The sequence below is a fragment of the Leisingera sp. JC1 genome (assembly GCF_001679925.1).
GTDB lineage: Bacteria > Pseudomonadota > Alphaproteobacteria > Rhodobacterales > Rhodobacteraceae > Leisingera.
The window spans coordinates 172,096-197,104 of the sequence record NZ_LYUZ01000114.1 but is presented as its reverse complement, the minus strand read 5'-3'; the positions used below and the strand labels follow the sequence as shown (position 1 = coordinate 197,104).

Annotated in this window: 22 protein-coding genes; 14 read left to right on the top strand and 8 right to left on the bottom strand. The window is 62.7% G+C overall.

What is annotated here, in order from left to right:
• Positions 1-2 precede the first annotated feature (2 nt).
• Entirely contained in the window at positions 3-1,376 is a 1,374-nt protein-coding gene (locus A9D60_RS19285) for an ammonium transporter (protein WP_065269087.1), read from the bottom strand.
• A 549-nt stretch (positions 1,377-1,925) separates the two neighbouring features.
• Here A9D60_RS19285 and A9D60_RS19280 point away from each other — a divergent pair.
• The 4 genes from A9D60_RS19280 to A9D60_RS19265 all read left to right on the top strand — a co-directional run bounded on the left by A9D60_RS19280 (position 1,926) and on the right by A9D60_RS19265 (position 5,774).
• Positions 1,926-3,071 carry an aminomethyltransferase family protein gene (locus A9D60_RS19280; RefSeq protein ID WP_039191117.1) on the top strand — a complete coding sequence of 382 codons (1,146 nt, stop codon included), beginning with the start codon at positions 1,926-1,928 and terminating at the stop codon, positions 3,069-3,071.
• Between the two features lie 71 nt (positions 3,072-3,142).
• Positions 3,143-3,754: a dimethylamine monooxygenase subunit DmmA family protein gene (locus A9D60_RS19275; RefSeq protein WP_065269086.1), complete on the top strand. Its 612-nt coding sequence runs from the start codon at positions 3,143-3,145 to the stop codon at positions 3,752-3,754.
• Positions 3,751-4,716 carry a PDR/VanB family oxidoreductase gene (locus A9D60_RS19270; protein ID WP_065269085.1) on the top strand — a complete coding sequence of 322 codons (966 nt, stop codon included), beginning with the start codon at positions 3,751-3,753 and terminating at the stop codon, positions 4,714-4,716. Before A9D60_RS19275 ends, A9D60_RS19270 begins: the two co-directional genes overlap by 4 nt.
• Before the next feature lie 11 nt (positions 4,717-4,727).
• Entirely contained in the window at positions 4,728-5,774 is a 1,047-nt protein-coding gene (locus tag A9D60_RS19265; RefSeq protein WP_065269084.1) for a heme-dependent oxidative N-demethylase family protein, read from the top strand.
• A gap of 314 nt (positions 5,775-6,088) precedes the next feature.
• On the opposite strand, the gene A9D60_RS19260 is transcribed toward A9D60_RS19265, so the two are convergent.
• On the bottom strand, positions 6,089-6,745 hold the full coding sequence (locus A9D60_RS19260; RefSeq protein WP_065269107.1) for a helix-turn-helix domain-containing protein: 657 nt from the start codon (positions 6,743-6,745) through the stop codon (positions 6,089-6,091).
• Between the two features lie 586 nt (positions 6,746-7,331).
• Here A9D60_RS19260 and A9D60_RS19250 point away from each other — a divergent pair.
• Positions 7,332-8,060, top strand: coding sequence for a FadR/GntR family transcriptional regulator (locus A9D60_RS19250; protein WP_065269082.1), 729 nt, complete (start codon positions 7,332-7,334; stop codon positions 8,058-8,060).
• A 6-nt stretch (positions 8,061-8,066) separates the two neighbouring features.
• On the opposite strand, the gene A9D60_RS19245 is transcribed toward A9D60_RS19250, so the two are convergent.
• Positions 8,067-9,368, bottom strand: a complete 1,302-nt coding sequence (locus tag A9D60_RS19245) for an ABC transporter substrate-binding protein (RefSeq protein ID WP_065269081.1) — start codon at positions 9,366-9,368, stop codon at positions 8,067-8,069.
• Positions 9,369-9,530: 162 nt separating this feature from the next.
• Here A9D60_RS19245 and A9D60_RS19240 point away from each other — a divergent pair, with 162 nt between their 5' ends.
• On the top strand, positions 9,531-10,877 hold the full coding sequence (locus A9D60_RS19240) for an NAD(P)-binding domain-containing protein (protein ID WP_065269080.1): 1,347 nt from the start codon (positions 9,531-9,533) through the stop codon (positions 10,875-10,877).
• 106 nt (positions 10,878-10,983) lie between these two features.
• On the top strand, positions 10,984-11,988 hold the full coding sequence (locus A9D60_RS19235; protein ID WP_065269079.1) for a GlxA family transcriptional regulator: 1,005 nt from the start codon (positions 10,984-10,986) through the stop codon (positions 11,986-11,988).
• A gap of 72 nt (positions 11,989-12,060) precedes the next feature.
• Here the strand turns inward: A9D60_RS19235 and A9D60_RS19230 are convergent, their stop codons facing one another.
• From A9D60_RS19230 to hpaR, 5 genes are all read right to left on the bottom strand, one after another.
• On the bottom strand, positions 12,061-12,642 hold the full coding sequence (locus tag A9D60_RS19230) for a sarcosine oxidase subunit gamma (RefSeq protein ID WP_065269078.1): 582 nt from the start codon (positions 12,640-12,642) through the stop codon (positions 12,061-12,063).
• Positions 12,635-15,646, bottom strand: a complete 3,012-nt coding sequence (locus A9D60_RS19225) for a sarcosine oxidase subunit alpha family protein (protein WP_065269106.1) — start codon at positions 15,644-15,646, stop codon at positions 12,635-12,637. Before A9D60_RS19225 ends, A9D60_RS19230 begins: the two co-directional genes overlap by 8 nt.
• A gap of 11 nt (positions 15,647-15,657) precedes the next feature.
• Positions 15,658-15,945, bottom strand: a complete 288-nt coding sequence (locus A9D60_RS19220) for a sarcosine oxidase subunit delta (protein WP_019294538.1) — start codon at positions 15,943-15,945, stop codon at positions 15,658-15,660.
• Between the two features lie 16 nt (positions 15,946-15,961).
• Entirely contained in the window at positions 15,962-17,212 is a 1,251-nt protein-coding gene (locus A9D60_RS19215; protein ID WP_065269077.1) for a sarcosine oxidase subunit beta family protein, read from the bottom strand.
• Positions 17,213-17,485: 273 nt separating this feature from the next.
• The gene (gene hpaR / locus A9D60_RS19210) at positions 17,486-17,926 is read right to left on the bottom strand and encodes a homoprotocatechuate degradation operon regulator HpaR (protein WP_065269076.1); all 441 of its coding nucleotides are present in this window, start codon (positions 17,924-17,926) and stop codon (positions 17,486-17,488) included.
• 114 nt (positions 17,927-18,040) lie between these two features.
• Between hpaR and A9D60_RS19205 the strand changes: the two genes are divergently transcribed.
• From A9D60_RS19205 to hpaH, 7 genes are all read left to right on the top strand, one after another.
• Positions 18,041-18,433, top strand: a complete 393-nt coding sequence (locus tag A9D60_RS19205; RefSeq protein WP_065269075.1) for a 5-carboxymethyl-2-hydroxymuconate Delta-isomerase — start codon at positions 18,041-18,043, stop codon at positions 18,431-18,433.
• Positions 18,433-19,944, top strand: a complete 1,512-nt coding sequence (gene hpaE / locus A9D60_RS19200; protein ID WP_065269074.1) for a 5-carboxymethyl-2-hydroxymuconate semialdehyde dehydrogenase — start codon at positions 18,433-18,435, stop codon at positions 19,942-19,944. Before A9D60_RS19205 ends, hpaE begins: the two co-directional genes overlap by 1 nt.
• A gap of 39 nt (positions 19,945-19,983) precedes the next feature.
• Positions 19,984-20,838 carry a 3,4-dihydroxyphenylacetate 2,3-dioxygenase gene (hpaD, locus tag A9D60_RS19195; RefSeq protein WP_065269073.1) on the top strand — a complete coding sequence of 285 codons (855 nt, stop codon included), beginning with the start codon at positions 19,984-19,986 and terminating at the stop codon, positions 20,836-20,838.
• Between the two features lie 14 nt (positions 20,839-20,852).
• The gene (hpaD, locus tag A9D60_RS19190; protein ID WP_065269072.1) at positions 20,853-21,833 is read left to right on the top strand and encodes a 3,4-dihydroxyphenylacetate 2,3-dioxygenase; all 981 of its coding nucleotides are present in this window, start codon (positions 20,853-20,855) and stop codon (positions 21,831-21,833) included.
• Between the two features lie 108 nt (positions 21,834-21,941).
• Positions 21,942-23,354: a pyridoxal phosphate-dependent decarboxylase family protein gene (locus A9D60_RS19185; RefSeq protein WP_065269071.1), complete on the top strand. Its 1,413-nt coding sequence runs from the start codon at positions 21,942-21,944 to the stop codon at positions 23,352-23,354.
• Positions 23,354-24,205 (top strand): fumarylacetoacetate hydrolase family protein, encoded by an 852-nt coding sequence (locus A9D60_RS19180; protein WP_065269070.1) that lies wholly within the window; start codon positions 23,354-23,356, stop codon positions 24,203-24,205. The genes A9D60_RS19185 and A9D60_RS19180 overlap by 1 nt, the downstream gene beginning before the upstream one ends.
• A complete protein-coding gene (hpaH, locus tag A9D60_RS19175; RefSeq protein ID WP_065269069.1) occupies positions 24,202-25,002 on the top strand; it encodes a 2-oxo-hept-4-ene-1,7-dioate hydratase in 801 nt (266 codons plus the stop codon). Before A9D60_RS19180 ends, hpaH begins: the two co-directional genes overlap by 4 nt.
• Positions 25,003-25,009 lie beyond the last annotated feature (7 nt).

The following is a 25,009-nucleotide window of genomic DNA, read 5'->3' as shown; positions in this document are numbered from 1 at the left end:
CCTTATTCAGCTGGAACACCGCCGCCGTTCAGCGCAGCCTTGTCGGCAGCGATGATTTCGGCCTTGGCATCTTCGTAGGCATGGTGTTCGGCGTAATCGAGACCTTGCAGCTCAACCTCCACCGGGATCCGCAGCACGCCGGCCGCGGCCTGCATCTTGGAGATCACAAAGGCCGGCAGGAAACCGAGCACGAAGAACATGATCACCGCGCCGATGGTCTGGCCGACCGGGTTGACGGCGGCATAGCCCTCATACGGCGAGCTCGGAGCGCCCCACAGCAGGAAGCCCGCGATGATCAGGCCCACGATGCCGGAGTAGCCGTGCACCGCAACCGCACCAACCGCATCGTCGATCTTGAAGGTGCGCTCGACCCAGTAGTGCAGCTTGTAGACGATCACGACACCAACCGCGCCGACCAGCATCGCCTGGATCGGGTGGTACAGGTCGTTGCCCGCAGAGGCGGTGATGATGCCCGCCAGACCGCCGGAGAAAGTCCAGAACGCATCGCCCTTGGACACCACATAGGCTGCCATCAGGCCGCCGGACAGCGACATCAGGAAGTTGAAGGTGATTGCGGACAGCGAGGTCGGCGCCAGGTAGATATTGGTGGCCGTCCAGGTCTCGCCGGTCAGCAGACCGCCGATGCCTTCGGGCGAAATCGCTGGGATGTTGCAGGCTGCGTAGAAACCCCAGAAACCAGAATAGATCAGGAAGATCCCGATGGTCAGCATCCAGGGGTTATGCGGCGGGATGTCCCGCGGAGTGCCATCGGCGGCAAACTTGCCCAGACGCGGGCCCAGCACCATGATCACGCCCAGCGCATACCCGCCGGCAATCGCGTGGATCACGCCGGACGCGTAAGCATCGTGATAGCCCAGGTATTTGACCATCCAGCCCTCGGCGTGCCAGCCCCAGGCCGCGTCGATGATCCAGAACACCGAGCCGATCATGACCGCATGCACCCACAGAGCGGAAGAGCGGATCCGCTCAATGACTGCACCGGACACGATCGAGGCCGCGGTCCAGGAAAACAGCAGGAACGCCGCCCAGAACACACCGGTGATCCGGTCCGACAGGTTGGTGCCCATGTTTTCCGACCACGGCAGGTTCGCCGCCCCTGCGTCGTGGTTCAGCCCGCCGAAGAACGGGAAGTTCGGGAAGGACCAGTAGATCCACCAGCCGAAGAAGAAGAAAGTCACCGTGACCAGCGGAATGATCATGATGTTCTTCATCAGTGTGTGCATGTGGTTGCGGTGGCGGCTGGCGCCGACCTCATACATGCAGAACCCCACGTGAATGAGGAACATGAAGACGACGGTCACCCAGTAATAGAACTCGGTGAACACCGTCGTTAACGCGTTCAGATTTCCATCCAATGTTTTGCCCTCCTGTTGGCAGTATCCCGGGCTTTTTGCCTCTTGGGAAAATTATTTTCCTATATTATTGGGTCTCAGGGGGGCGAGCTGTCAATAATCATGTGAAAAATTGTTACCTTTGGGGAAATCATCGCAACCCAGAAACGGCACTTGCCACTCCCGATGCGACCCCTAAGCCTTGGACTTTCAAGGGCTAAACATCTGCCGCGGCGCAACAGTTTCCGGCAGGACACTGCGGAAGGCAGGGCCATCCAATCCAAGGGCGCATCGCCAATTTGCGACGGAATCACGCGAATCTCCGGCGCAGCCGCACAGCGATTCTCACTCTCAGCGGGCCGCCAAAGGCCCGCCGCAACCCAAAGCCGAAGACCAAAAAGACCGTTTCAGGCCAATTCATGCCGCAAACACGTTCAAAAACCGCCTTTTAAGAGAAATCTTTTTCCTGTTAGGAATAATCGTTGACATGAACCCTCCTCCCTTGGCTAACTGGACCGGACCAAAGGAACCAAATCAAGAGTTTTGGTCCGCACCAATAGGGAGACGCAAACAATGGCCATCATCTGGCGGACTTCAGCACTGGCCCAGCGCCACAAGGAAATCGGCGGCGAGCTGGAAGATTGGAATGGCATGGGAACCGCCTGGTTCTATGACCACACCCCCGAGCGCGCCAAGGCCGACTATGAGGCGGTCCGCACCAAGGCGGGCCTCATGGACGTGTCCGGCCTCAAGAAAGTCCACGTCGTGGGCGAGCACGCTGCCCAGGTCATCGACCGGGTCACCACCCGCAACGTCGAAAAGATCATGCCGGGCCGCTCCACCTATGCCTCGATCCTGAATGAACAGGGCAAGTTCGTGGATGACTGCATCATCTACCGCCTGTCGGTGAACAGCTGGATGGTGGTCCACGGCACCGGCACCGGAATGGAACAGCTCAGCAGCGTTGCGGCCGGCAAGAATTGTTCAGTTGTGTTCGACGACAACCTGCACGACATGTCGCTGCAGGGCCCTGTCGCCGTGGACTTCCTGGCCGAATATGTGCCCGGCATCCGCGATCTGGCCTATTTCGGCATCATCCAGACCAAACTGTTCGGCTGCCCGGTGATGATCTCGCGCACCGGTTACACCGGTGAGCGCGGCTATGAGATCTTCTGCCAGGCCAAAGACGCGGTGCACCTCTGGGACAGCATCCTGGACAAGGGCGCGGGCCTGGGCATCGTACCGGTGCAATTCTCCACCCTCGACCTGCTGCGCACCGAAAGCTACCTGCTGTTCTATCCGGGCGACAACTCCGAGACCTACCCGTTCGACGATGAGCCCTGCGGCGACACGCTGTGGGAACTGGGCCTCGAATTCACCGTTTCCCCCGGCAAGACCGGCTTCATCGGTGCCGAGAACCACTATGCTGCCGAAGGCAAGGAACGCTTCAAGATCTACGGCGTCATGCTGGAGGGCAAGACCCCCGCGGACGAAGGTGCGGACCTCTTGCAGAACGGTGAAAAGGTCGGCGTGGTCACCTACGGCATGTACTCCGAGGTGAACAACCACAACGTGGGCATCGCCCGGATGCCGGTCGCCTGCGCCAAGCCGGGCACCAAGCTGACCGTCCGCAACGGCGACGGCACAGAGATTGCCGCCACCGCCGAAGAGATGCCCTTCTACGACAAGGACAAATCGATCCGCACCGCAAAGGGCTGATCCGGATCCCGGGCGTCCCCGTTCGGGGGCGCCCGCTTTCGTTCACCCGGACTGCAGGAAAAGCGACCCACATGTCTAAGACCGAATTCCCCCCCTCCATCACCAGCCGCCCGGTTTACGGCGAGCTTGAGGCCCGCTCCGGCAGCGGCCATCTGATGATTGCCGACGCCGAAGGCGCCGAGGCAATCCTTGATCTGGCTAAATCCGTGGACACGGGCTTTTGGGCCAAGGCCCATATCATCTACATCCCCAAGAAGACCGGCACCAAATTCAGCGGCCAGCTGGAGGAACTGGGTGCGAGCCAGTACTACGCGGGCCCCTCCTATGAGGCCGCCCAGGGCCGCATCCGCCGCGCCTTGCAGGACTGCCACATGGGCACACAGGTGTACCTCTCGGGCACTGAAAGCCTGATGGGCCAGGCCATGGCCGAGGCCACAGCCGCCGGCATCCCGCACACCGCGATCCAGACCGAACACCGCGGCTCCACCGCGCGGCGCATGCAATGCGTGCACTGCAAGGGAATCACCGAAGACGTCACCACCGACCCGTTTGAGTGCAGCCACTGCGGCCTGAGCCTGTTCGTGCGCGATCACTACTCGCGCCGCCTCGCGGCCTTCCAGGGCGTGCGGGTGGACGCCGAGGATCCGGGCAACATCCCCGAGAAAGTGGAGCTGTTCAAATGAGTGCTGGCACCGCAAAACTGAATGTCACCGTGGCCGAGGTCAAACCGATCAACGACCTGGTCACCCGTTTCAAGTTCGTCCGCACCGGCGGCGGCGACCTGCCCACCTTCTCGGGCGGCGCCCATACCGTCGTGGAAATGCAGGACGGCGATATCACCCGGCTCAATGCTTACTCGCTGATGTCAAACCCGGCCGACCGCGGCGCCTATACGATCTCAGTGCGGCGCGACGATCAGGGCCGCGGCGGCTCCAAGTTCATGCACAGCAAGGTCAAAGAGGGCATGGAGATGGTGATCTCCAACCCGGTGAACCTGTTCTCGCTGGACCTGCGCGCGAAGAAACACCTGATGCTGGCCGGCGGCATCGGTATCACCCCCTTCATGGCCCAGATGCACCAGCTGTCGATGATGGGCGGCAACTTCGAGCTGCATTATTCGGTCCGCACCGCCTCGCTCGGCACCTACGCCAAGGAACTGGCTGAGCGCTACCCGGGCAAGGTGCACATCTATCACGACGACCAGAAAGAAGCGATCGACCTCAAGACTCTGCTCGCCAACCAGCCGCTGGGCACCCATATCTATGTCTGCGGCCCCAAGGGCATGATCAACTGGGTGCATTCCACTGCCGAAGACATGGGCTGGCCGCGCGAGGCAGTGCATTCCGAGGAATTCCTGGCACCCGCCTCCGGCAAGCCCTTCGAGGTCAAATGCGCGGTCTCCAACAAGGTCGTCCAGGTCGGCGAGCATCAATCGCTGCTGGAAGCGCTGGAAGCGGCCGGCATCGACGCTCCCTACCTCTGCCGCGGCGGCGCCTGCGGCCAGTGCGAAACCAATGTCATCGGCTACGACGGCAAGTTCCTGCACTACGACCACTGGCTGACCGACGAGCAAAAGGCCGGCGGCAAACACATCATGCCCTGCGTGTCGCGCTTTGAAGGCAAGACACTGGTTCTGGACCGCTGAGGAAGAGAGAGATGACCATTCAATTCAACGACGAAACCTTCTACGGCGACTTCACCTTCAAGAACTCGGACTGGGCAATCAAACGCTTCCCCTTCCCGTTCCACGAAGACAGCTACATGTACTCAGTCAACATGGAGCCGCATAAATCCTACCGCCCCGGCTCGGTGTTCGAACGCACCTTTGACGTGGACGAGCACTACGTCTCTGAGATGAAGGACCGCGCCCGGGTGCTGGCCAATGACCCGCTGCGCTGCCAGTCGCTGCCGCATATGACGCTGGCGGGCTGGGACCTGGTCGAACTGATCATGGAGGCCAAGGCAGCCGAATACCCGGACCTGTTCGAACTGCACAAGGACGGCAACCGCTGGCGCTGGATCAACAAGCCGCTGGGCATCGACGACACCTTCACCTTCCTTGATGAAAGCACACTGCCCTACGGGCCGATGGAATACATCACCCGCCAGACCCAGGGCGACTTTGCGGTGCTCGACCAGCGCGACGACAACCTGTGGATGGACGCCGGCATGGTCACCACCCAGGCCGACTGGTCGCTGGACTTCGACATCGGCATGAACTTCTTCGAATGGCACGCGCCGGTGCCGAAGGCGCATGAGATGGGCATCTTCGTGCGCGCGCTGAAGTTCCTTCTGAACATCCAGCAGGGCCAGCCAGCCCGCCGCCTGAACTGGACCATGACGGTCAATCCGCTGCTCGACACCAGCCCCGAGAACTACCACAAATGGGGCGTGATGAAGCAGGGGCTGGCGATGGAGAACATCGGCGAGAAACAGCACCTGCGGGTCGAACTGCAGACCTTCTTCCGCCTGCCGCGCTCCAACGCGCTGGTGTTCCCGATCCGCTGCTACCTGATCAGCTTCAACGATCTGGTAACAGTGCCTAAATGGGCGCGCCGCCTCCACCGGGTGATCCGCGACCTGCCGGAGGAGCTGGCGACCTACAAGGGCTTCATCGACAACCGCCCGCTGATGGTGGAATGGCTGTCGCAGTTTGACGACGGCACCCCGACCTCAGACGGCATCTGGCCCGACGACGACTGATCCCGAGCGGACTTGCGGGCCGTCCCTACCCCTGTCACTTGGGCCCGCTTCACTGACTGCCGCTGCCTCTGGCTCCGGCAGTTTCTTTTTTGCCTGCGGTTCGGAAACGGCGCACTCCCGCCCCCGCATCCAGCCGCAGGCTGCGCCTGCACCCGGTGCGGCGTTGGACCGGGCAGCGCGCCTTGCGCGCTGCGAGCGGCAACCGGCAAGGCAGCAGCATAACGCAACAGCGCCGCGCATCGCGCGGCGCCTGGCCCAACGGCGAGGGGCATCTTCTGATGCCACGGAACCGGCGGGAGCACCGCCGCCGCGCGTCAGCTCGATTGCGGGTAGGAAATGATCGACAGGTAGCGGGCCGGCAGCTTGACCAGCTCCTCCGGCCCGTGCGGCGCATCCGCATCGAAAAACAGCGTGTCCCCCGGCTTCAGCGGAAACACCTTGTCGCCATGGCGGTAGTCCACTTCGCCCTCCAGCATATAGAGCATTTCCACTCCGTCATGCTGGAAGGTCGGGAACACATCCGACTCCTCCGTCAGAGTGATCATGTAAGGCTCCACCATCACACCGGACGCATTGGCGCCCAGGTGCCCCAGAAGCTGGTACTGATGGCCTGCGCGCGTACCGGCACGCTCGGTTTCCGCGCCTTCGCCGGACTTGGTGTGCACCGCCTCGCGGCTTTCCTCGAAGCGGCGGAAAAACGACGTGATCGGCACGCTCAGCGCATGGGCCAGCAGCTGTAGTGTGGTCAGCGACGGCGAGGTGTTGCCGTTCTCGATCTTCGACAGCATGCCGATCGACAACCCGGTCAGATTGGCCAGATCCGCCACCGTGATCCCCTGCTGCCGCCGGAACGACCGCACTTCGCGGCCGATCGCCACTTCCAGAACTTTTTCTGCACCATCGCGGACCCGGTGCGGGTCTTGGGAAAGGTTATTTGCCACTGCGTCACTATCGTCTTTGAGTTTAGCCACTGTGTTATCTTCCTTATGGATGGCGTCTGACAAGCGCGCAGCAGCCGATATGTAAAAACTTTCCCAAGCGCAAGGAATGATGCGAATATTATTTTACTGCCATTACTCATTTTTCCCAACCCCTTACCGCCACAGGAAAGAAAATTGTTGCCTCTGCGCTGCGCCCCGCCAGCCGGTGTGCGGCATCCGGCATCGCGGCCCGTTTCCGCGCCGCCATCCTGCGCCATCCGGGCTGGCGGGCACATACTGCCATCGCCACGGAAACCCAGCCCGCGCAGCACCTGCCGCCTGGGAACCAAAAAGGCACCAATTCTGCAGCCTGCCAACGCAAGGCACCGGCATGAGAACCCAAAACGGCGTAAATACAGCGGTCTAGGGCGGTTTTCACCTGCCCGTGAAAACACCGCGGCACAGGACCAGTTCGCTTGAGCATCCTTGCTGACCCGCACCGGAACCGCTAATCTGAACCCCAGCCACCGCTGTGAAAAACACCTGCCGCACCGCCGCCCGCAACGGCATGCGCAGCAAGCGAACAGCACTCAGGAGCAGGGTTTCCCGCTCATACAGCCCGGAACAAAGACACATCATGAGCTCAGCGGAAGACACCACCTCGCAGATCCTGACCACCCACTCCGTCGGCGCCACCGTGCAGGTGGTGATCGACACGCTGTTTGCCCGGATCAAATCCGGGACTTACCCGGTGGATACGCGGCTGCCCTCGGAACGCACGCTGGCCTCCGAGCTGGGCGTGGCCCGCAACACCGTGCGGGAGGCGCTGGATGTTCTGGCCAGCCAGAACGTGATCCACCGCCGCGCCGGCTCCGGCAGCTTTGTGAAATTCCGCTCCGACCCCAAGCCCGCAGCTGCTTCCTACAGCTCGCTGGCGAACGAAGTCTCGCCGCTCGACCACCTTGTGGTGCGCGGCATTCTGGAACCGGAGATGGTGCGCCTGGCTGTGATCAACATGACACCGCGCCAGATCGAGGAGCTGGATCAGATCCTGTCCCGGGTAGAGGCCGTTCGCACCGACCCAGGTGAATTCATCGATGCGGAAGAGGATCTCTACCGCAAGATCGCCGAGGGCACCGGCAACCCGCTGCTGCACTCCTGCTATGAACTGACGATCGAGGCCTGCCGCCTGTCCTACCGCACTGCGCTGCGCCGCCGCCACCTGACGCCGCAGCGGATTCAGGACTACCAGAAGCGATACAACACGCTGTTCAATGCCATCGCCTCGCGCGATGTGGAATCGGCGGTCGAGTTCATCAAGCTGCACCTGATCGACGAGCAGAAGCTGCTGCTGCAGGAGGTCTGAACCCGCTCAGCCCTCCACCGCGCGCGAGCTGACCTCACTGCCCGGCGCATCGCTTTCCAGACGCTGATGCCACAGCTGCCCCAGCGTCTCCATCTCCGCCTTCAGCAATCCGGAATGCTGCGCCAGCCAGGCGGGGATCGACTTGAAATCCGCAATCCGCGCCTTGCCGTCCTGGATCGTCACCACCGGCCAATCCCCCACCAAGGCGTTGGAAATACCGAATATTTCCTCGCCCCACCATTCCGCGTGACCAAAAGCATGGGTGACATGGCCCAGCTGTTTCATCGCTGCCAGCACTGATGGCGGAGCAACTGATCCCGCCTTCTCCACCGCGCTGTGCCAGATATCCAGGATCGCCACATATTCCCAGCTCACCGCAGACCAGCTGCCGGGAAAACGCCGGTTGTACTCCTCGAAGAACACATGCGGCCGGTTAAAGAAAAACGCCTTCTCCCGCAGCATCGGATCGTCGAAATCCGGGAACTGGAACACCACACCTTCCATGAATTCCGGCGACGTCCGCTCCACCAGCCGGTCATAGCCGTCCATGGTGCAACTGATGATCTGCCCCTTGAAGCCCTTGGTATGGGCATACTCTGTCATCGCATGCACCATCGGCGCGTAGGATGAACACCAGCACAGGATATCGGCCCCGCTTTCCAGCATCGGATCCACCACCGGCGCCGGATCGCTGGCGCCCGGATCATATTGCACCTCGCGCAGGATATGCTTGCCCTCGGCCTTGAACGCGGCCCGGTAGACCGCCTGCGCCGGCAGCCCCAAAAGGTCTGACTGGCTGCACAGCGCAACCGTCTTAAGCTCCGGCCGGTTTTCCGCCAGCCAGGCCACACCAGTCACGTTCTGGATCGGATGCGCCTCGCTCGGCGCAATCAGATAGGGCGTGTCGGGTGACAGATCGCTGGGCAGCAGGGTGGAGGTCAGCACCTTGTTGCGCATCAGGAAGTCGCGCACCGGCGCGAAGGTATCGCCGCCCAGCATCAGCATCAGCTTGACGTTGTGCTGCTGAACCAGTTCAACCGCACCCTCCAGCGCGCGTTCGGGATCGTAGCCGCAATCGTAAGAGTGGATCCGGATCGGATAACGGCGGCCTCCGATCAACACCCCGCCAGCCTTGTTCAGCCCGTCTTCCCAGATCCGGCAGCCGTTCAATCCGGGCAGTCCCCAGCTCTCCACCGGGCCCGAAAGCGGGCCGAGGAATCCGATATTCACTGATTCTGCCATCCCCACGGACAGCCGCGGCAGCGCCGCGCGGGCGGTCAACTGGTGCACAAAACTGGTCGTCTTCATGATTGAAATCCTACCAGTAAAACAACGTGTTTCCAGTCCAATTGCGCCCAAAAACATTCCGCATGTGAAAAAATGTTGACTTATTGGTGCAAGTTTGGACCTAATTGGACCAGACCAAATGATCCAAATTAGAATATTGGTCCGAACCAACGGGAGAACCAGATGACCAAGAAACGTATTGCCATTATCGGCGCCGGCCCCTCCGGCCTCGCCCAGCTGCGCGCCTTCCAGTCGGCGGCCAACAAGGGCGAGGAGATCCCGGAGATTGTCTGCTTTGAAAAGCAGGACGACTGGGGCGGCCTCTGGAACTACACTTGGCGTACCGGCCTGGACGAAAACGGCGAACCGGTGCACTGCTCGATGTACCGCTATCTGTGGTCCAACGGACCCAAGGAGGGCCTGGAGTTTGCCGACTATTCGTTCGAGGAGCATTTCGGCAAGCAGATCGCCTCCTACCCGCCGCGCGCGGTGCTGTTCGACTATATCGAGGGCCGGGTGAAAAAGGCGGACGTGCGCAAGTGGATCCGCTTTAATTCCCCGATCCGCTGGGTCGAATACAACAAGGACAAGGGCAACTTCACCGTCACCGTGCATGACCACGCCAAGGACAGCACCTACAAGGAAGACTTCGACCATGTGATCTGCGCCTCGGGCCACTTCTCGACCCCGAATGTGCCGTTCTACCCCGGTTTCGACACCTTCAACGGCCGTGTTCTGCATGCCCATGACTTCCGCGATGCCCGTGAATTCGCCGGCAAGGATATCCTGCTGCTCGGTTCATCCTACTCCGCCGAAGACATCGGCTCCCAATGCTGGAAGTACGGCGCCAAGTCGATCACCACCTCCTACCGCTCGGCGCCGATGGGCTTCAAATGGCCGGACAATTGGGAAGAAAAACCTGCGCTGGAAAGCGTCGAGGGCAACACCGCTACCTTCGTGGACGGCACCCGGAAGGAGGTTGACGCGATCATCCTCTGCACCGGCTACAAGCACTTCTTCAGCTTCCTGCCGGACGACCTGCGCCTGAAGACCGCCAATCGCCTGGCCACCGCCGACCTCTACAAGGGCGTGGTCTATGCCCATAACCCCAAGATGTTCTATCTGGGCATGCAGGATCAGTGGTTCACCTTCAACATGTTCGACGCCCAGGCCTGGTGGGTCCGCGACGCGATCATGGGCAAGATCGAGATCCCTTCGGACAAGGCAGCCCTTCTGGCCGACGTCAAGGAGCGCGAAGCGCGCGAGGAAGCCTCGCCGGACGTCAAATACGCGATCAAATACCAGGGCGACTATGTGCTGGAACTGATCGAGGAAACCGACTACCCGACCTTCGACGTGGCCGGCGCCTGCCAGGCCTTCTATGAATGGAAGGGCCACAAGGCACAGGACATTATGGCCTTCCGCAACAACTCCTACAAATCAGTGATCACCGGCACCATGGCCCCCGTGCACCACACTCCGTGGAAAGACGCACTGGACGACTCGCTGGAAGCATATCTGCAAAACTAGGGACTCGTCCCCGGCAGATACGCCTGCGCCGTTTTCCCCTTCCTGTACGGCGCAGGCACCCCTTCGCCGCTGTGCGAATCTCTCTTCGCAAGCTATAATTCACCTCATGCAGCGCGATAACACCATGACACTCGGCTTTCTGATTTTTCCCGGCTTTCCAATGGCCTGCCTGACTTCGGCCATCGAACCCCTGCGTGCGGCAAATGAAATTGCCGGCTCTGAAACCTTCCGATGGAAACTGGTGTCCGAAAATGGCAGCAGCGTGAACGCTTCTGCCAATGTGGCGTTCCAGCCCGACTGCGCCCTGGACGAGGCCGATGGCGTCGACACCCTGTTCCTGCTGTCCAGCCCGCAGGGCAAATTCGAGGACCCCAAGGCCTCCAACGGCAAGCTGCGCCACCTGGCCCGGCACGGAACCACCATGGGCGCGGTTTCCGGCGGGGTGTTCCCGCTGGCCCGCTCCGGCCTGCTCGACGGTCACAGTTGCTCAGTGCACTGGTGCTACAAGGCGGCCTTCACCGCCGAATTCCCGTCCCTCGCCACCGTCGACGACGTGATCGTGCTGGACCGCCGCCGGTTCACCGCCAGCGGCGCCGCGGCGATGTTCGACCTGTCGCTGAAACTGATCGAGCGCGCCATGGGCGACGCCGTGATGACAGAGGTCGCCTGCTGGTTCCAGCACCCGATGGTCCGGGCCGAGGGCGTGCGCCAGAAAATCCCCGCCTTCAAGACCGACAGCACCGCCGACAGCCTGCCGCCGCCGGTTGCCAAGGCAGTCGAGCTGTTTGCCGACAACCTGGAGCACCCGGTGTCGATCCGCGATGCCGCCAGCGAAATCGGCGTTTCGCCGCGCCAGCTGGAACGCAGCTTCAAGGCCGCCACCGGCCAGAGCCCGGCGATCTATTACCGCACCCTGCGGATGAATGCGGCCCGCCAGCTGGTGATGTATTCGCGCGACTCGATCACTTCGATCGCCAATGCGGTGGGCTACGCCACCTCCTCCACCCTGTCGCAGCACTACCGCGAAAGCTTCGGCGTCACCCCGCAGGAGGAACGCCGCAAGGTGAACCTGTTTAGGGTTCAGGACAACCGGCCGATCCCTTCGGCCTGACCCTCCCAGGCAGGAAAGACCAGACACAAAAAGGCCGGTGGATTTCTTTGGAACCACCGGCCTTTTTCTTTTTCAGATCACAGACTTCGCAGCCGCCACCAGCGCGTGATGCAGCGATGCTGCCGAGGACCTCGGGCCGACGATCGAATAACCCTGCCCGGGCGTCTGGCACAGCAGGAACACGCCCAGATGCTCCATCGAGGTTCGGGTCGCATCACCTGCCTTGCCTGAACGGACATTGGCGTTGCACAACCGCTCCAGCACGTCAAAACAACGCGGGCCCTCCATGTCGAAGCGGCACCAGCCGTCGGTCTGCTCCACCACGGAACCCGCGTCGCCTACAGCTTGCTTCAGATCCGCCGCCATCAGCTCGTGGCTGTCATGCGGGGCAGAAACCATCCACAGGTCCGGCCCCATCCACCAAGCGGCGAAAACACCGTTTGCATTCCAACTGGCAGGTTCCGGCAGGGAACCGCCCAGGTAAGACGCAGCCGTAGATTTCACCGCCTCCGCCTGCCCCTGCCGCGCCGCCAAGGAGGCCAGCGCCCGGTCCGTCACCTCGCGGATCAGCAGCCCGGTAAAGGTGTCCGCCCGCGGCTCATGCCCGCCCAGCGGCGAAATGGCTTTGAGCCCATGATTATCAAACTTACCCACGGAGACGCTCCCCTTCCGGATCCACAAAATGCGCGCTGACAACTTCGACCTGGATTTCGCGGCCTTCGAGCGGGTTGACCGCGCGGATCACCTCACCCTTGCGGCTGTCGCCGCGCTTCAGGAAACCGATCCCGATCGAACAGCCCAGCACCGGCGAATAGGCCGCTGAGGTGATGTAGCCCTGATCGGTGGCCGCGCTGACCTCGCCCGAGGCGTTCATCAGATGCGCCCCGGCCTGCACCGGATCAGCGGCATTCACCGGCTTGAAGCCCACCAGCTTCAGCGCATCCTCCCGGTTCATGCCTTCGCGTTCGCTCAGGGTGTTGCCGATACAGTCCTTCTTCTTGCTGACCATACCGCCCATGCCAAGGTTCAGCGCCGAGGTGGTGCCGTTCAGCTCATTGCCTGCCGCATGGCCCTTCTCGATCCGCATGACGCCCAGCGCCTCGGTGCCGTAAGGAACAGCGCCGAACTCCTCGCCCGCTTCCATCAGCTTGCGGATCATCGCATCCCCGTAACGTGTCGGCACCGCGATCTCATAGGCCAGCTCGCCCGAGAAGGAGATCCGGAACAGCCGCGCCCGGCAGCCGCCCGCCACGGTGATCTCACCGCAGCCCATAAAGGGGAACGCCTCGTTCGAGATGTCGAATTCAGGATCCACGACCTTCTGCAGCAGCTTGCGGGCATTCGGACCCGCCACCGCGAACTGTGCCCAGGCCTCGGTGGTCGAGATCAGCTGCACATCCATGTCAGGGAACAGGCACTGGCGCGCAAATTCCATGTTGCGGTAGACCAGAACTGCGTTGGCGGTGGTGGTGGTCACCACGAAATGATCCTCGGCAAAGCGCGCCGCGGTGCCGTCGTCATAGGCAATGCCATCCTCGCGCAGCATCAGCCCGTAGCGGACCTTGCCCACCGGCAGCTTGGCAAAGGCATTGGCATACATCTTGTTCAGGAACTCGGCGGCATCCTTGCCCTGCACGTCGATCTTGCCCAGCGTGGTCACATCGCAGATACCGACTGAATTGCGGGTCTGCAGCACCTCGCGGTCCACCGACTGGCGCCAATGGGTTTCGCCCGCCCTGGGGAACCACTGCGCCCGCAGCCACTGGCCGACCTCGACAAACACCGCGCCCTGCTCCTCAGCCCACTTGTGGCTGGGGGTCTTGCGGGTGGGGCGGAAGTCCTCGCCCACCGAGCGGCCTGCCATCACGCCAAAGGAGACCGGCGTATAAGGCGGGCGGAACATGGTGGTGCCGACCTCGGGGATCTGCTTGCCTGCCAGTTCGGCCATGATCGCCAGGCCGCCCATGTTGGAGGTCTTGCCCTGATCCGTCGCCATGCCAAGGGTGGTGTAGCGCTTCAGGTGCTCGACAGAGCGGAAGTTTTCCTGATGCGCCAGTTTCACGTCCTTGACGGTGACGTCGTTCTGCTGGTCCAGCCAGGCGCGGCCCTTGCCTTCCTTCACATACCAGAAGGGGGTCACGTTGATGGGCGCGTCCTCGGCCTCCGGCAGATCAGAGATCTTCGCCTCAATCCCCAATTCCGACAGCGCGGCCACGGCTCCCTCGGCACCGGCCCGCAATGCGGCAGCGGTGGAGAAATCGCCATTGGCGGCACCGGCAACCGACATGTGCTGCGGCAGATCCCCAGCAGGGACAAAGGCCGCAATATCCTCGCGCCATGCCGGACGGCCGCGCTGATGGCAGGTCAGATGCACGTTCGGGTTCCAGCCGCCGGAGACCGCCAGCGCACCGCAGGGCACGTCTCGGGTGGTGCCGCTGGCAAGGCGCACCCTCGCCCATTCCAGCCCCAGCCGGCCCTTGGTGTCGACCACCTGGGCACCGGCAAACAGCTCAGCCCCCTCGACCTTGGGCGCGGCCGCGCGGGTGTCGATCACCGCCGTCACCTTCACACCCTTGGCGATCAGGTCCGCCGCGGTACGGTGGCCGTCGTCGTTGTTGGTGAAGACCGCAACCGTCTGGTCCGGCGTCACCGCCCAGCGGTTGGCATAGGCACGCACGGCACCGGCCAGCATCACGCCGGGACGATCGTTGTTCTCAAACGCAATCGGACGTTCCGTTGCGCCCGCCGCCAGCATCGCCCGCTTGGAATAGATCCGCCACAGGATCTGCCGCGGCTTGCCCGCCTCCGGCGCCAGCACGTGGTCGGAAACCCGTTCCACCGCGCCATAGATACCGTGATCAAAGGCGCCGATGATCGTGGTGCGCGGCATCACCCGCACGTTCGGCATCGACGCCAGCTCCGCCTGCGCCTGCTCAACCCAGGCCGCGCCGGTCAGATCGCCGATACCAAAGGTTTCCGCATTCAGACGCCCGCCCAGCAGGAAATCCTCATCGGCAATGATCACTTGCGCACCAGCCCGGCCCGCAGTCAGCGCTGCCATCAGGCCGGTGGGGCCAGCCCCGATCACCAAGAGATCGCAATGCAGGAAGCCCTTGTCATAGGCATCCGGGTCAGCCTCGAAACTGATGCTGCCCAGACCCGCCGCCTTGCGGATGATCGGCTCGTACAGTTTCTCCCAGAACGCAGCCGGCCACATGAAGGTCTTGTAATAGAAACCCGCGGTCAGGAAGTTCGAGAACCGGTCGTTGATCGCCATGAAGTCATGCTGCAGCGACGGCCAGCGGTTCTGCGAATTCGCCTCCAGCCCATCATACAGCTCCGCCACGGTGGCGCGGGTATTCGGCTCCTGCCGCCCGCCGCTGCGCAGCTCGACCAGCGCGTTGGGCTCCTCGGAACCCGAAGTCAGCACGCCCCGCGGACGGTGGTACTTGAACGAGCGGCCCATCAGCCGCACGCCGTTGGCCAGCAGGGCAGAGGCCAATGTGTCGCCCTCGAACCCTTTGAAGCGCTTGCCATCAAAGGTGAAATTCAGCGGCTTGCCGCCCTTGATCAGCCCCCCGTCCAGGCGGTTGACCTGCACCCCTTTGCGGGCGCCGGTGCTGCCATCGGCCTGAAAGGCCACGCGGCCGGCATTCATCACTGCGTCAGTCATTTGCTGCGCCCCCTTGCCCGGGCCACATCACGGGCCAGTTCGACATTCAGGATTTCATGGGTCACGGTGTTGCGGGTCACCACCAGCCAAGACCGGTCGCCCTGCTCATGGAACCACAGCTCACGGTGCTCGCCTGCCGGGTTGTCGCGCAGGTACAGGTAGTCGTGGAACTGATCCGCCGCATTGTCAGCCTGCCAGTCCGGCCGGTCGATCAGGCTGGCATCACCCAGGTAGGTGAACTCCTGGAAATCCCGCGGCCCGAGGATCGGATGGTTGATAATCATCGCTTCTGTCCTTTCCTCAGTGCAGATTCGGCTGGGCGCCCTGGCCCTTTTCGTCGATCATGCAGCCGCGGCGGAACCGGTCGAGCCGGTAGGCCGTGGCCACCTTATGCGGCGTGTCCGTTGCCAGCAGATGCGCATAACACCAGCCCGAGGCCGGGGTCGCCTTGAACCCGCCGTAGCACCAGCCGCCGTTGAAATAGAGGCCGTCAATATGGGTCTTGTCGATGAAGGGGGAGCCGTCCATCGACATATCCATGATACCGCCCCAGCTGCGCAGCATCCGCACCCGGCCCAGCGCCGGGATCAGCGCCATTCCGCCTTCCATCACATCCTCGACCACCGGCAGGTTGCCGCGCTGCGCGTAGGAGTTGTACATGTCCAGATCGCCGCCAAAGACCAGCCCGCCCTTGTCCGATTGGCTGCAATAGAAATGGCCCGCGCCAAAGGTGATGACCCCGTCCAGCACCGGCTTCAGACCCTCGGAGACAAAGGCCTGCAGCACATGGCTTTCGATCGGCAGGCGCATCCCCGCCTTCTCCATCACCCGGCTCGACGACCCGGCAACGCAGCTCGCCACCTTGTTGGCGCCGATGAAGCCCTTGGTGGTTTCCACACCCAGGCATTTGCCGTTCTCAATCTTGAATCCGGTGACCTCACAGTTCTGGATGATGTCCACCCCGCGCAGGTCGGCGCCGCGGGCATAGCCCCAGGCCACCGCATCATGGCGCACGGTCCCGCCGCGGCGGTGCAAGAGCCCGCCCTTGATCGGGAAGCGTGCATCGTTGAAATTCAGGAACGGGTACATCGCCCGCACGCCATCGGTATCCAGCAGCTCCGCGTCGGAGCCGTTCAGGATCATCGCATTGCCCCGGCGCCGCGCTGCGTCGCGCTGCGCGTCCGTATGCACCAGGTTCAGAATGCCGCGCTGGCTGACCATGGCGTTGTAGTTGAAATCCTGCTCCAGCCCTTCCCACAGCTGCAGCGACAGCTCATAAAACGGCTCGTTGCCGTCCAGCAGGTAGTTGGAGCGGATGATAGTGGTGTTGCGGCCCACGTTGCCGCCGCCGATCCAGCCCTTCTCGATAACCGCGACATTGGTGATGCCATGGTTTTTGGCCAGGTAATAGGCTGTCGCCAGCCCGTGCCCGCCGCCACCGATGATCACCACATCGTAGCTTTTCTTGGGTTCCGGATCGCGCCAGGTCGGGCGCCATCCCTTGTGGCCCGTCAGGGCCTCCTTGATCACTTTCAGGCCGGAGTACCGCATGATGTCCTCATCAACTGTCCCCGGCAGAATCGTTTAGGAATGCGTCATTTCACAGGGGGATTTCGGACATCAGCCGCGCCATTTGCGTCACAGGCAGGAAATCACCAATGCAGACGCAGCATTGCGCGCCACAACCCAGCGGACGGAACACAAGGGCAAAATATTGATTTTAAATACAAAAAATACTGTCCGCCCAGTATTCCGCCGAAATGAGCGGTCAGCCCCATTTGCGTCACGCACCCAGCCATCCGCGCCAAATGCGGCAAATCCGACTCACTCGGACAATTCGATCCGGTCCAGTTCGTTCAGCAGATCCAGCAGCGCCTCATAGCGCTCCACCCCCATCTTCCGGCGGGTCTGCTCCATCAGCTCCAGGCTTGCTTCCAGGTTGTCGGCAATGATCTTCTCCCCAGCCGGGGAAATCCGCACCACCTGACGGCGGCGGTCTTGCTTATCGCGCTCCCGGCTGATCAGCTGCTTTTCCTCCAGCTTCTGCAGGATCCGCGTCAGGCTGGGCAGCAGCAGGCAGGCCTTGTCCGCAATCTGGGTCGGATCAATCGGCCCGCTCTCCTGCACCACCCGCAGCACGCGCCATTGCTGCTCGGTCAGCCCCGCGCCGCTCAGCAGGGCACGGATCGGACCCATCACGCGCTCCCGCGCCCTCAAAAGGGCAATGGGCAGCGAACGGTCGGTGGAGGGCATCATCCTGGTCATGCGCGATTATCACCCCGCTTCCGGCTAAACGCAATTGCCGCTTGGGTTTCTTCCGCTTGACTCATCGCCGCACAATTGCTAAACATGTTAAGTAATTCAGGAGAGGTAACGCAGATGCCGCACATCACGCTGGACTACTCGGCCAATATGGAGGCGCGCACCGATATCGCCGCCCTGTGCCGCCACCTGCGGCAGGCCGCAGCAGCGACCGGCGCGTTCCCCTTGGCAGGCATCCGGGTGCGCGCCTTTGCGGCAAATCATGTCTCGATTGCCGACGGCGATGACCGGCACGGCTATATCGACATCTCCATCCGGCTGCGCGCGGGCCGCGACCTGGACACCCGCAAACGCGCCGCGCAGGCGGTGTTCGACGCGGCGCAAACCTTCCTTGAACCGGCCATGCAGCAGCATTCTATCGCCCTGTCGCTGGAGATGCGCGACATCGACCCGGAACTTTCCCCGAAATGCGGCACCATCCGCGACCATATGCAAAAGGCGGACCAGTGATGAGCGATCTGACCACCAACATCGAAACGCTGAACAGCCACCTGACCCGTTTCCGCGAGACAGGCATTCTGAACCTGATCGGCGGCGAAAGCCGCCCAGCCGCCTCCGGTGCCACCTTTGAAACATCGTCACCGGTGGATGAAAGCATAATCTGCGCGGTTGCCAAGGGCGGCAGCGACGACATCGACGCCGCGGCTGCCGCCGCCAAGGCCGCCTTCCCCGCCTGGCGCGACATGCCTGCGCTGGAGCGTAAGAAGATCCTGCACCGCATTGCCGACCTGATCGTCGAACGCGCCGAGGAAATCGCGCTTTGCGAATGCTGGGACACCGGCCAAGCCCTGCGCTTCATGTCCAAGGCGGCCCTGCGCGGCGCCGAGAACTTCCGCTTTTTTGCGGACAAGGCCACCTCCGCCCGCGACGGCCAGCAGCTGCAATCGCCGACGCTGATGAATTTGACCACCCGGGTCCCGATCGGCCCGGTCGGCGTCATCACCCCCTGGAACACGCCCTTCATGCTGTCCACTTGGAAAATCGCACCCGCGCTGGCCGCCGGCTGCACCGTGGTCCACAAACCGGCCGAGTTCTCCCCCCTCACCGCCCGCATCCTGGCCGAGATCGCCCACGAGGCGGGCCTTCCGCAGGGCGTCTGGAACCTCGTGAACGGCTTTGGCGAGGACGCAGGCAAAGCCCTCACCGAACACCCGGACATCAAGGCCATTGCCTTTGTCGGCGAGAGCAAGACCGGCTCGATGATCATGAAACAGGGCGCCGACACCCTGAAGCGCGTGCACTTCGAACTGGGCGGTAAGAACCCGGTGGTGGTGTTTGACGACGCCGACCTGGACCGCGCGCTCGATGCCGCGATCTTCATGATCTATTCGCTCAATGGCGAGCGCTGCACCTCCTCCTCGCGCCTCTTGGTGCAGGAGAGCATCGCGGGGGAATTCGAAGCCAAGCTGATTGAGCGCGTGAACAACATCAAGGTCGGCCACCCGCTGGACCCGGCCACCGAAGTCGGCCCGCTGATCCACAAGGTGCATTTCGACAAGGTCACCTCCTACTTCGAGACCGCCAAACAGGACGGCGCCACCATCGCCGCCGGCGGCACCCGCGCCGGCGATCAGGGCTGGTTCGTCCGCCCGACCCTTTTCACAAATGCCACCAACGACATGACCATCGCGCAGGAGGAAATCTTCGGCCCGGTCCTCACCGCGATCCGTTTCAAAGACGAGGATGAGGCCCTGACACTGGCCAATGACACGCAATACGGCCTCACAGGCTATGTCTGGACCAACAACCTCACCCGCGCCCTGCGGTTCACAAACGCGCTGGAGGCCGGCATGATCTGGGTGAACTCGGAAAACGTCCGCCACCTGCCCACCCCCTTTGGCGGCGTCAAGGCCAGCGGCATCGGCCGCGACGGCGGCGACTGGTCTTTCGAGTTCTACATGGAACAGAAACACGTCGGCTTTGCCCTGGGCCAGCACAAGATCCCGCGCCTCGGCGCCTGACCTCAAGGAAACGCGCAACCAGTCTTTGAGGAGAAGACCATGGGAGAAATCGTTCTCGCCGCCAAATGCACCCACGTGCCCACCATGCTGATGTCGGAACAGCCCGGCCGGCTGGAGGGCGCCCGCAAACCCGCAATCGACGGCCACCGGGAAATCGCCCGCCGCGCCAAGGCGCTCGGTGCCGATACCATCGTGATCTGCGACACCCACTGGGTAATTAACGCGGGCTACCACATCAACGCCAACAGCCGGTTCAAGGGGCTGTTCACCTCCAACGAATTCCCGCAGTTCATCCAGAACCTGCCCTATGAATACGAAGGCAACCCCGCACTGGGCGATGCCATCGCAGCGGCGGCCTCGGACAAGGGCGTCTACACCCTGTCGCACCAGCTCGACTCGCTGGAACTGGAATACGGCACCCTGGTCCCGATGCGTTTCATGAGCCGCAAAGGCGATTTCAAGGTGGTCTCCGTCGCCGCCTGGTGCACCGTCCACGATCACGACGAAAGCCGGGTTATCGGCGAGGCCATCCGCGCGGCGGTCGAGGCCTCGGACAGCAGGGTGCTGCTGGTCGCCTCCGGTTCGCTCAGCCACAAGATCTGGGCGAACAAGGACTATGCCGCCAACAACGGCACCTTCACCATCAGCTCCGAGTTCAACCGCCAGATGGACCTGCGGGTGCTTGAGCTGTGGCAGAAGGGCGACCACGCCACCTTCCTGAAAATGCTCGGCGAATACGCAGAGTTCTGCTGCGGCGAAGGCTCCATGCACGACACCGCCATGCTCTACGGCGCGCTTGGCTGGGACAGCTACACCGCCCCATGCGAAGTGATCACAGAGTATTTTCCCAGTTCCGGCACCGGTCAGACCAACGTGATCTTCCCGGTTCAGTAAAAGGAGACCCCCGAATGCCCGTCCCCGCCCCGAACCTCTATCCGCCCTTCAACATCGTGCGGCTCAGCCACGTTGAATACGCCGTGACCGACCTCGCCGCCTCCCGCGCCTTCTATGTGGATACGCTCGGCCTGCAGGTGACGCATGAGGACGACAGCCGCATTTACTTGCGCGCGATGGAGGAACGCGGCCACCACTGCATCGTGCTGGTACAGGCGGACACGGCCTCGGTCGGGGTACTGGGCTTCAAGCTCTATGACGAGCCCGACCTGGACAAGGCCGCCGAGTTCTTCGCCTCCAAGGACCTGCCGGTGGAATGGGTAGAGCGCCCGCACATAGGCCGCACTTTGCGCACCCGCGACCCCTGGGGCATCCCGCTGGAGTTCTATGTCAAGATGGACCGGCTGGCGCCGATCCACCAGGAATACAGGCTCTATAACGGGGTAAAACCGCTGCGCATCGACCATTTCAACATGTTCAGCGCAGATGTGGACGGCGCGGTTGCCTTCTATAACGAGATGGGTTTCCGGACCACCGAGTTCACCGAGGATGACGAGAGCGGCAAGGTCTGGGCGGCCTGGATGCACCGCAAGGGGGGCGTGCATGACGTGGCCTTCACCAACGGGCTTGGCCCGCGCCTGCACCACACCGCCTTCTGGGTGCCGAACCCCTTGAATATTATTGACCTCTTGGACCTGATGTCGACGACTGGCTATGTCGACAACATCGAGCGCGGCCCCGGCCGCCACGGCATCTCCAATGCCTTCTTCCTGTATGTGCGCGACCCGGACGGCCACCGGATCGAGATCTATTGCTCCGATTACCAGACCGTCGACCCGGATCTGGAGCCGATCAAATGGTCGCTCACCGACCCGCAGCGTCAGACCCTATGGGGTGCCCCGGCACCGCGCAGCTGGTTTGAGGAAGGCTCGGTGTTCGAAGGCACCACTCCGAAACCCAGCGCCTTGAACGCGCAGCCGATTATTGCACCCTAGCGAAACCTAAGGACGGCGCCCGGACCGAGGGGTGGGCGTGAAGCGCCTTCCCCGTGGGGTCGGTCCGGGCGCTGTCCGTGCCTCCGGCACAGGCTTAAGGAATACGAGATGAAATGGGATGAATTCTCCGAATGGGGCCGCCGGGTCGCGGATTGGACCCAGGACTACCACCTGACCGTCGGCGACCGCCCGGTGCGCGCCGGAACAAAACCCGGCGAAGTGCTGAACGCCCTGCCCCAAACCCCGCCCGAGGATGGCGAGGGGATGGAGGCCATCTTCCGTGATTTCGAGAACATCGTGATGCCGGGGATCACTCATTGGCAGCACCCGCGCTTCTTTGCCTATTTCACCTCCAACGCCGCCGCGCCTTCGGTGCTGGCCGAATTCCTGACCTCCGCCATCGCCCCGCAATGCATGCTGTGGCAGACCTCGCCGGCGGCGACCGAGATGGAAACCCGGATGATGGACTGGCTGCGCCAGGCGCTGGACCTGCCCGACCAGTTCCAGGGTGTCATCCAGGACTCGGCCTCCTCCGCCACCCTCGCCGCCGTCCTGACGATGCGGGAAAAGGCGTTGAACTGGCAGGGCAACAGCCACGGGCTGTTCGGCCAGAAGGCGCTGCGCATTTACTGTTCGTCCGAGGTTCACACCTCAATCGACCGCGCCATCTGGGTCGCGGGTATCGGCCAGCAGAACCTGATCCGGGTGCCGATCAAGGGCGACTGGCGCGGCATGGACCCCGACGCGCTGGAGGCCGCAATTCAGGCCGACCTCGCCGCAGGCCACCAGCCCGCGGGTGTGATCCTCTGCGTCGGCGGCACCGGCGTTGGCGCCACCGACCCGGTGGACAAGGTGCTGGACGTCGCTGAAAAGTACGGCCTCTACACCCATGTTGACGCCGCCTGGGCCGGTTCTGCGATGATCTGCCCGGAATACCGCCACTACTGGCCGGGGGTGGAGCGCGCCGACAGCATCGTCTTCAACCCGCACAAATGGCTCGGCGTGCAGTTCGACTGCTCTGCGCATTTCCTGAAGAACCCGGATGATCTGGTGCAAACCCTTGCGATCAGCCCGGAATACCTCAAGACCCACGGCCATGACGGCATCATCAACTATTCCGAATGGTCGGTGCCGCTGGGTCGCCGCTTCCGCGCGCTCAAGATCTGGTTCCTGATCCGCACCTACGGGCTGGAGGGCCTGCGCCAGCGGTTGCGCAATCACATCAACTGGTCAAACCAGCTGCACGAAAAGCTCCAGTCAGAGCCTGATTTCGCGATCACCAGCGCGCCGATGTGGTCGCTTTGGTCGTTCCGCTATGCGCCTGAGGGCGCCGCGGATCTCGACAAGCTGAACCTGCGGCTGGTCAACGCCATCAACAACGACGGCCGCATCTACCTGACCCAGMCCCGCCTCGACGGTGAGCTGGTGATCCGCTTCCAGGCAGGCCAGTTCGAGACCACCGAAGCCGATGTAATGATGGCCTTCGACGTCATCACCGGAATCGCAAGGAGCCTGACCTGATGCGCTTTGCAACCTGCACCGCCAATGGCGAGACCTTCTACGGCGCCGCGACGGACGCCGGCATGATCGCCCTGTCGCCGCAGTTCCCGCACTGGCCCTCCCTGCGCGACGTGATCGCGGCAGGCGGCCTGCCCGCACTGGCTCAGGCTGCCGAGGGCCAACCCGTCACCCACAAGGATTTTACCTACGAAATCCCGATCCCCAACCCGGAAAAGATCATCTGCGTCGGCGTCAACTTCCCGGACCGCAACGCGGAGTACAAGGACGGCTCTGCCCAGCCCAAGCACATGTCCCTGTTCCCCCGCTTCCCGCGCTCCTTCACCGGGGCAGAGCGCCCGCTGATCCGCCCGCCGGAAAACCACACGCTGGATTACGAGGGCGAGGTCGCCGTGGTGATCGGCAAGGCAGGCCGCCGGATCAAACCGGAGGACGCTTACGATCATATCGCGGCACTAACACTGGCGAATGAGGGCACCATCCGCGACTGGGTCCGCCACGCCAAGTTCAACGTGACGCAAGGCAAGAACTGGGACAATTCCGGCGCCATCGGCCCTTGGCTTGTGCCCTTCACCGACGCCGCCCAGCTGGATGACGCCCGCATTGTCACCCGCGTGAACGGAGAGATCCGTCAGGATGACACCCTGGCCCGCATGATGTTCCCGATCCGCGAGGAGATCGCCTATATCTCCACCTTCACGACCTTGCAGCCCGGCGACGTGATCATCACAGGCACGCCGACAGGCGCAGGCGCACGGTTTGATCCGCCGAAATACCTGGTCCCCGGCGACGTGGTGGAGGTTGAGGTTGAGGGCATCGGAACCTTACGCAACACGGTTGAGGATGAGGCATGACCCCGGAACAGCACCAGGAAGCCGCTGACCGGCTGTTCAAAGCCGAGCAAACCGGCCAGCAATGCGGCCTGCTCTCCTTGGCCTATCCTGGCATGACGCTGGACGACGCCTATGCAGTGCAACAGGCTCTAATCAGGCAAAAACTGGCCTCCGGCCGCAGGAAAATCGGCTGGAAAATCGGCCTCACCAGCCGCGCCATGCAGCAGGCGCTGAACATCACCACCCCCGACAGCGGCGTATTGCTGGACGATATGGCGTTTGAAAACGGCAGCACCATCCCCGCCGGCCGCTTCATTCAGCCGCGGGTGGAAGCAGAGATCGCCTTTGTGATGAAATCCCCCCTCGCAGGCGCCCACTGCACCCGCGCAGACGTGCTGGCTGCGACGGATTATGTGGCCCCATCGCTGGAAATCCTCGACACCCGCATCCTGCGCGCCGACCCGGATACCGGCCAGGCCCGCATCATCACCGACACCATCAGCGACAACGCCGCAAATGCCGGCGTCGTGCTTGGGGCGGAGCGCCACGCCGTGGATGCTCATGACCTGCGCTGGGTGGGGGCCATCGTGGCCCGGGACGGCACGGTGGAGGAAACCGGCCTAGGCGCCGGCGTTCTGAATGATCCTGTCACCTCGGTCCTGTGGCTGGCGCGGCGGATGGCGGAATATGGACAACAGATCGAGGCCGGGGATATCGTGCTCTCGGGCTCCTTCATCCGCCCCATCGAATGCCCGCCGGGCACGGAAATCGCCGCCGATTTCGGCCCCTTCGGTTCCGTGTCTATCAATTTCGCCTGACAGGAGG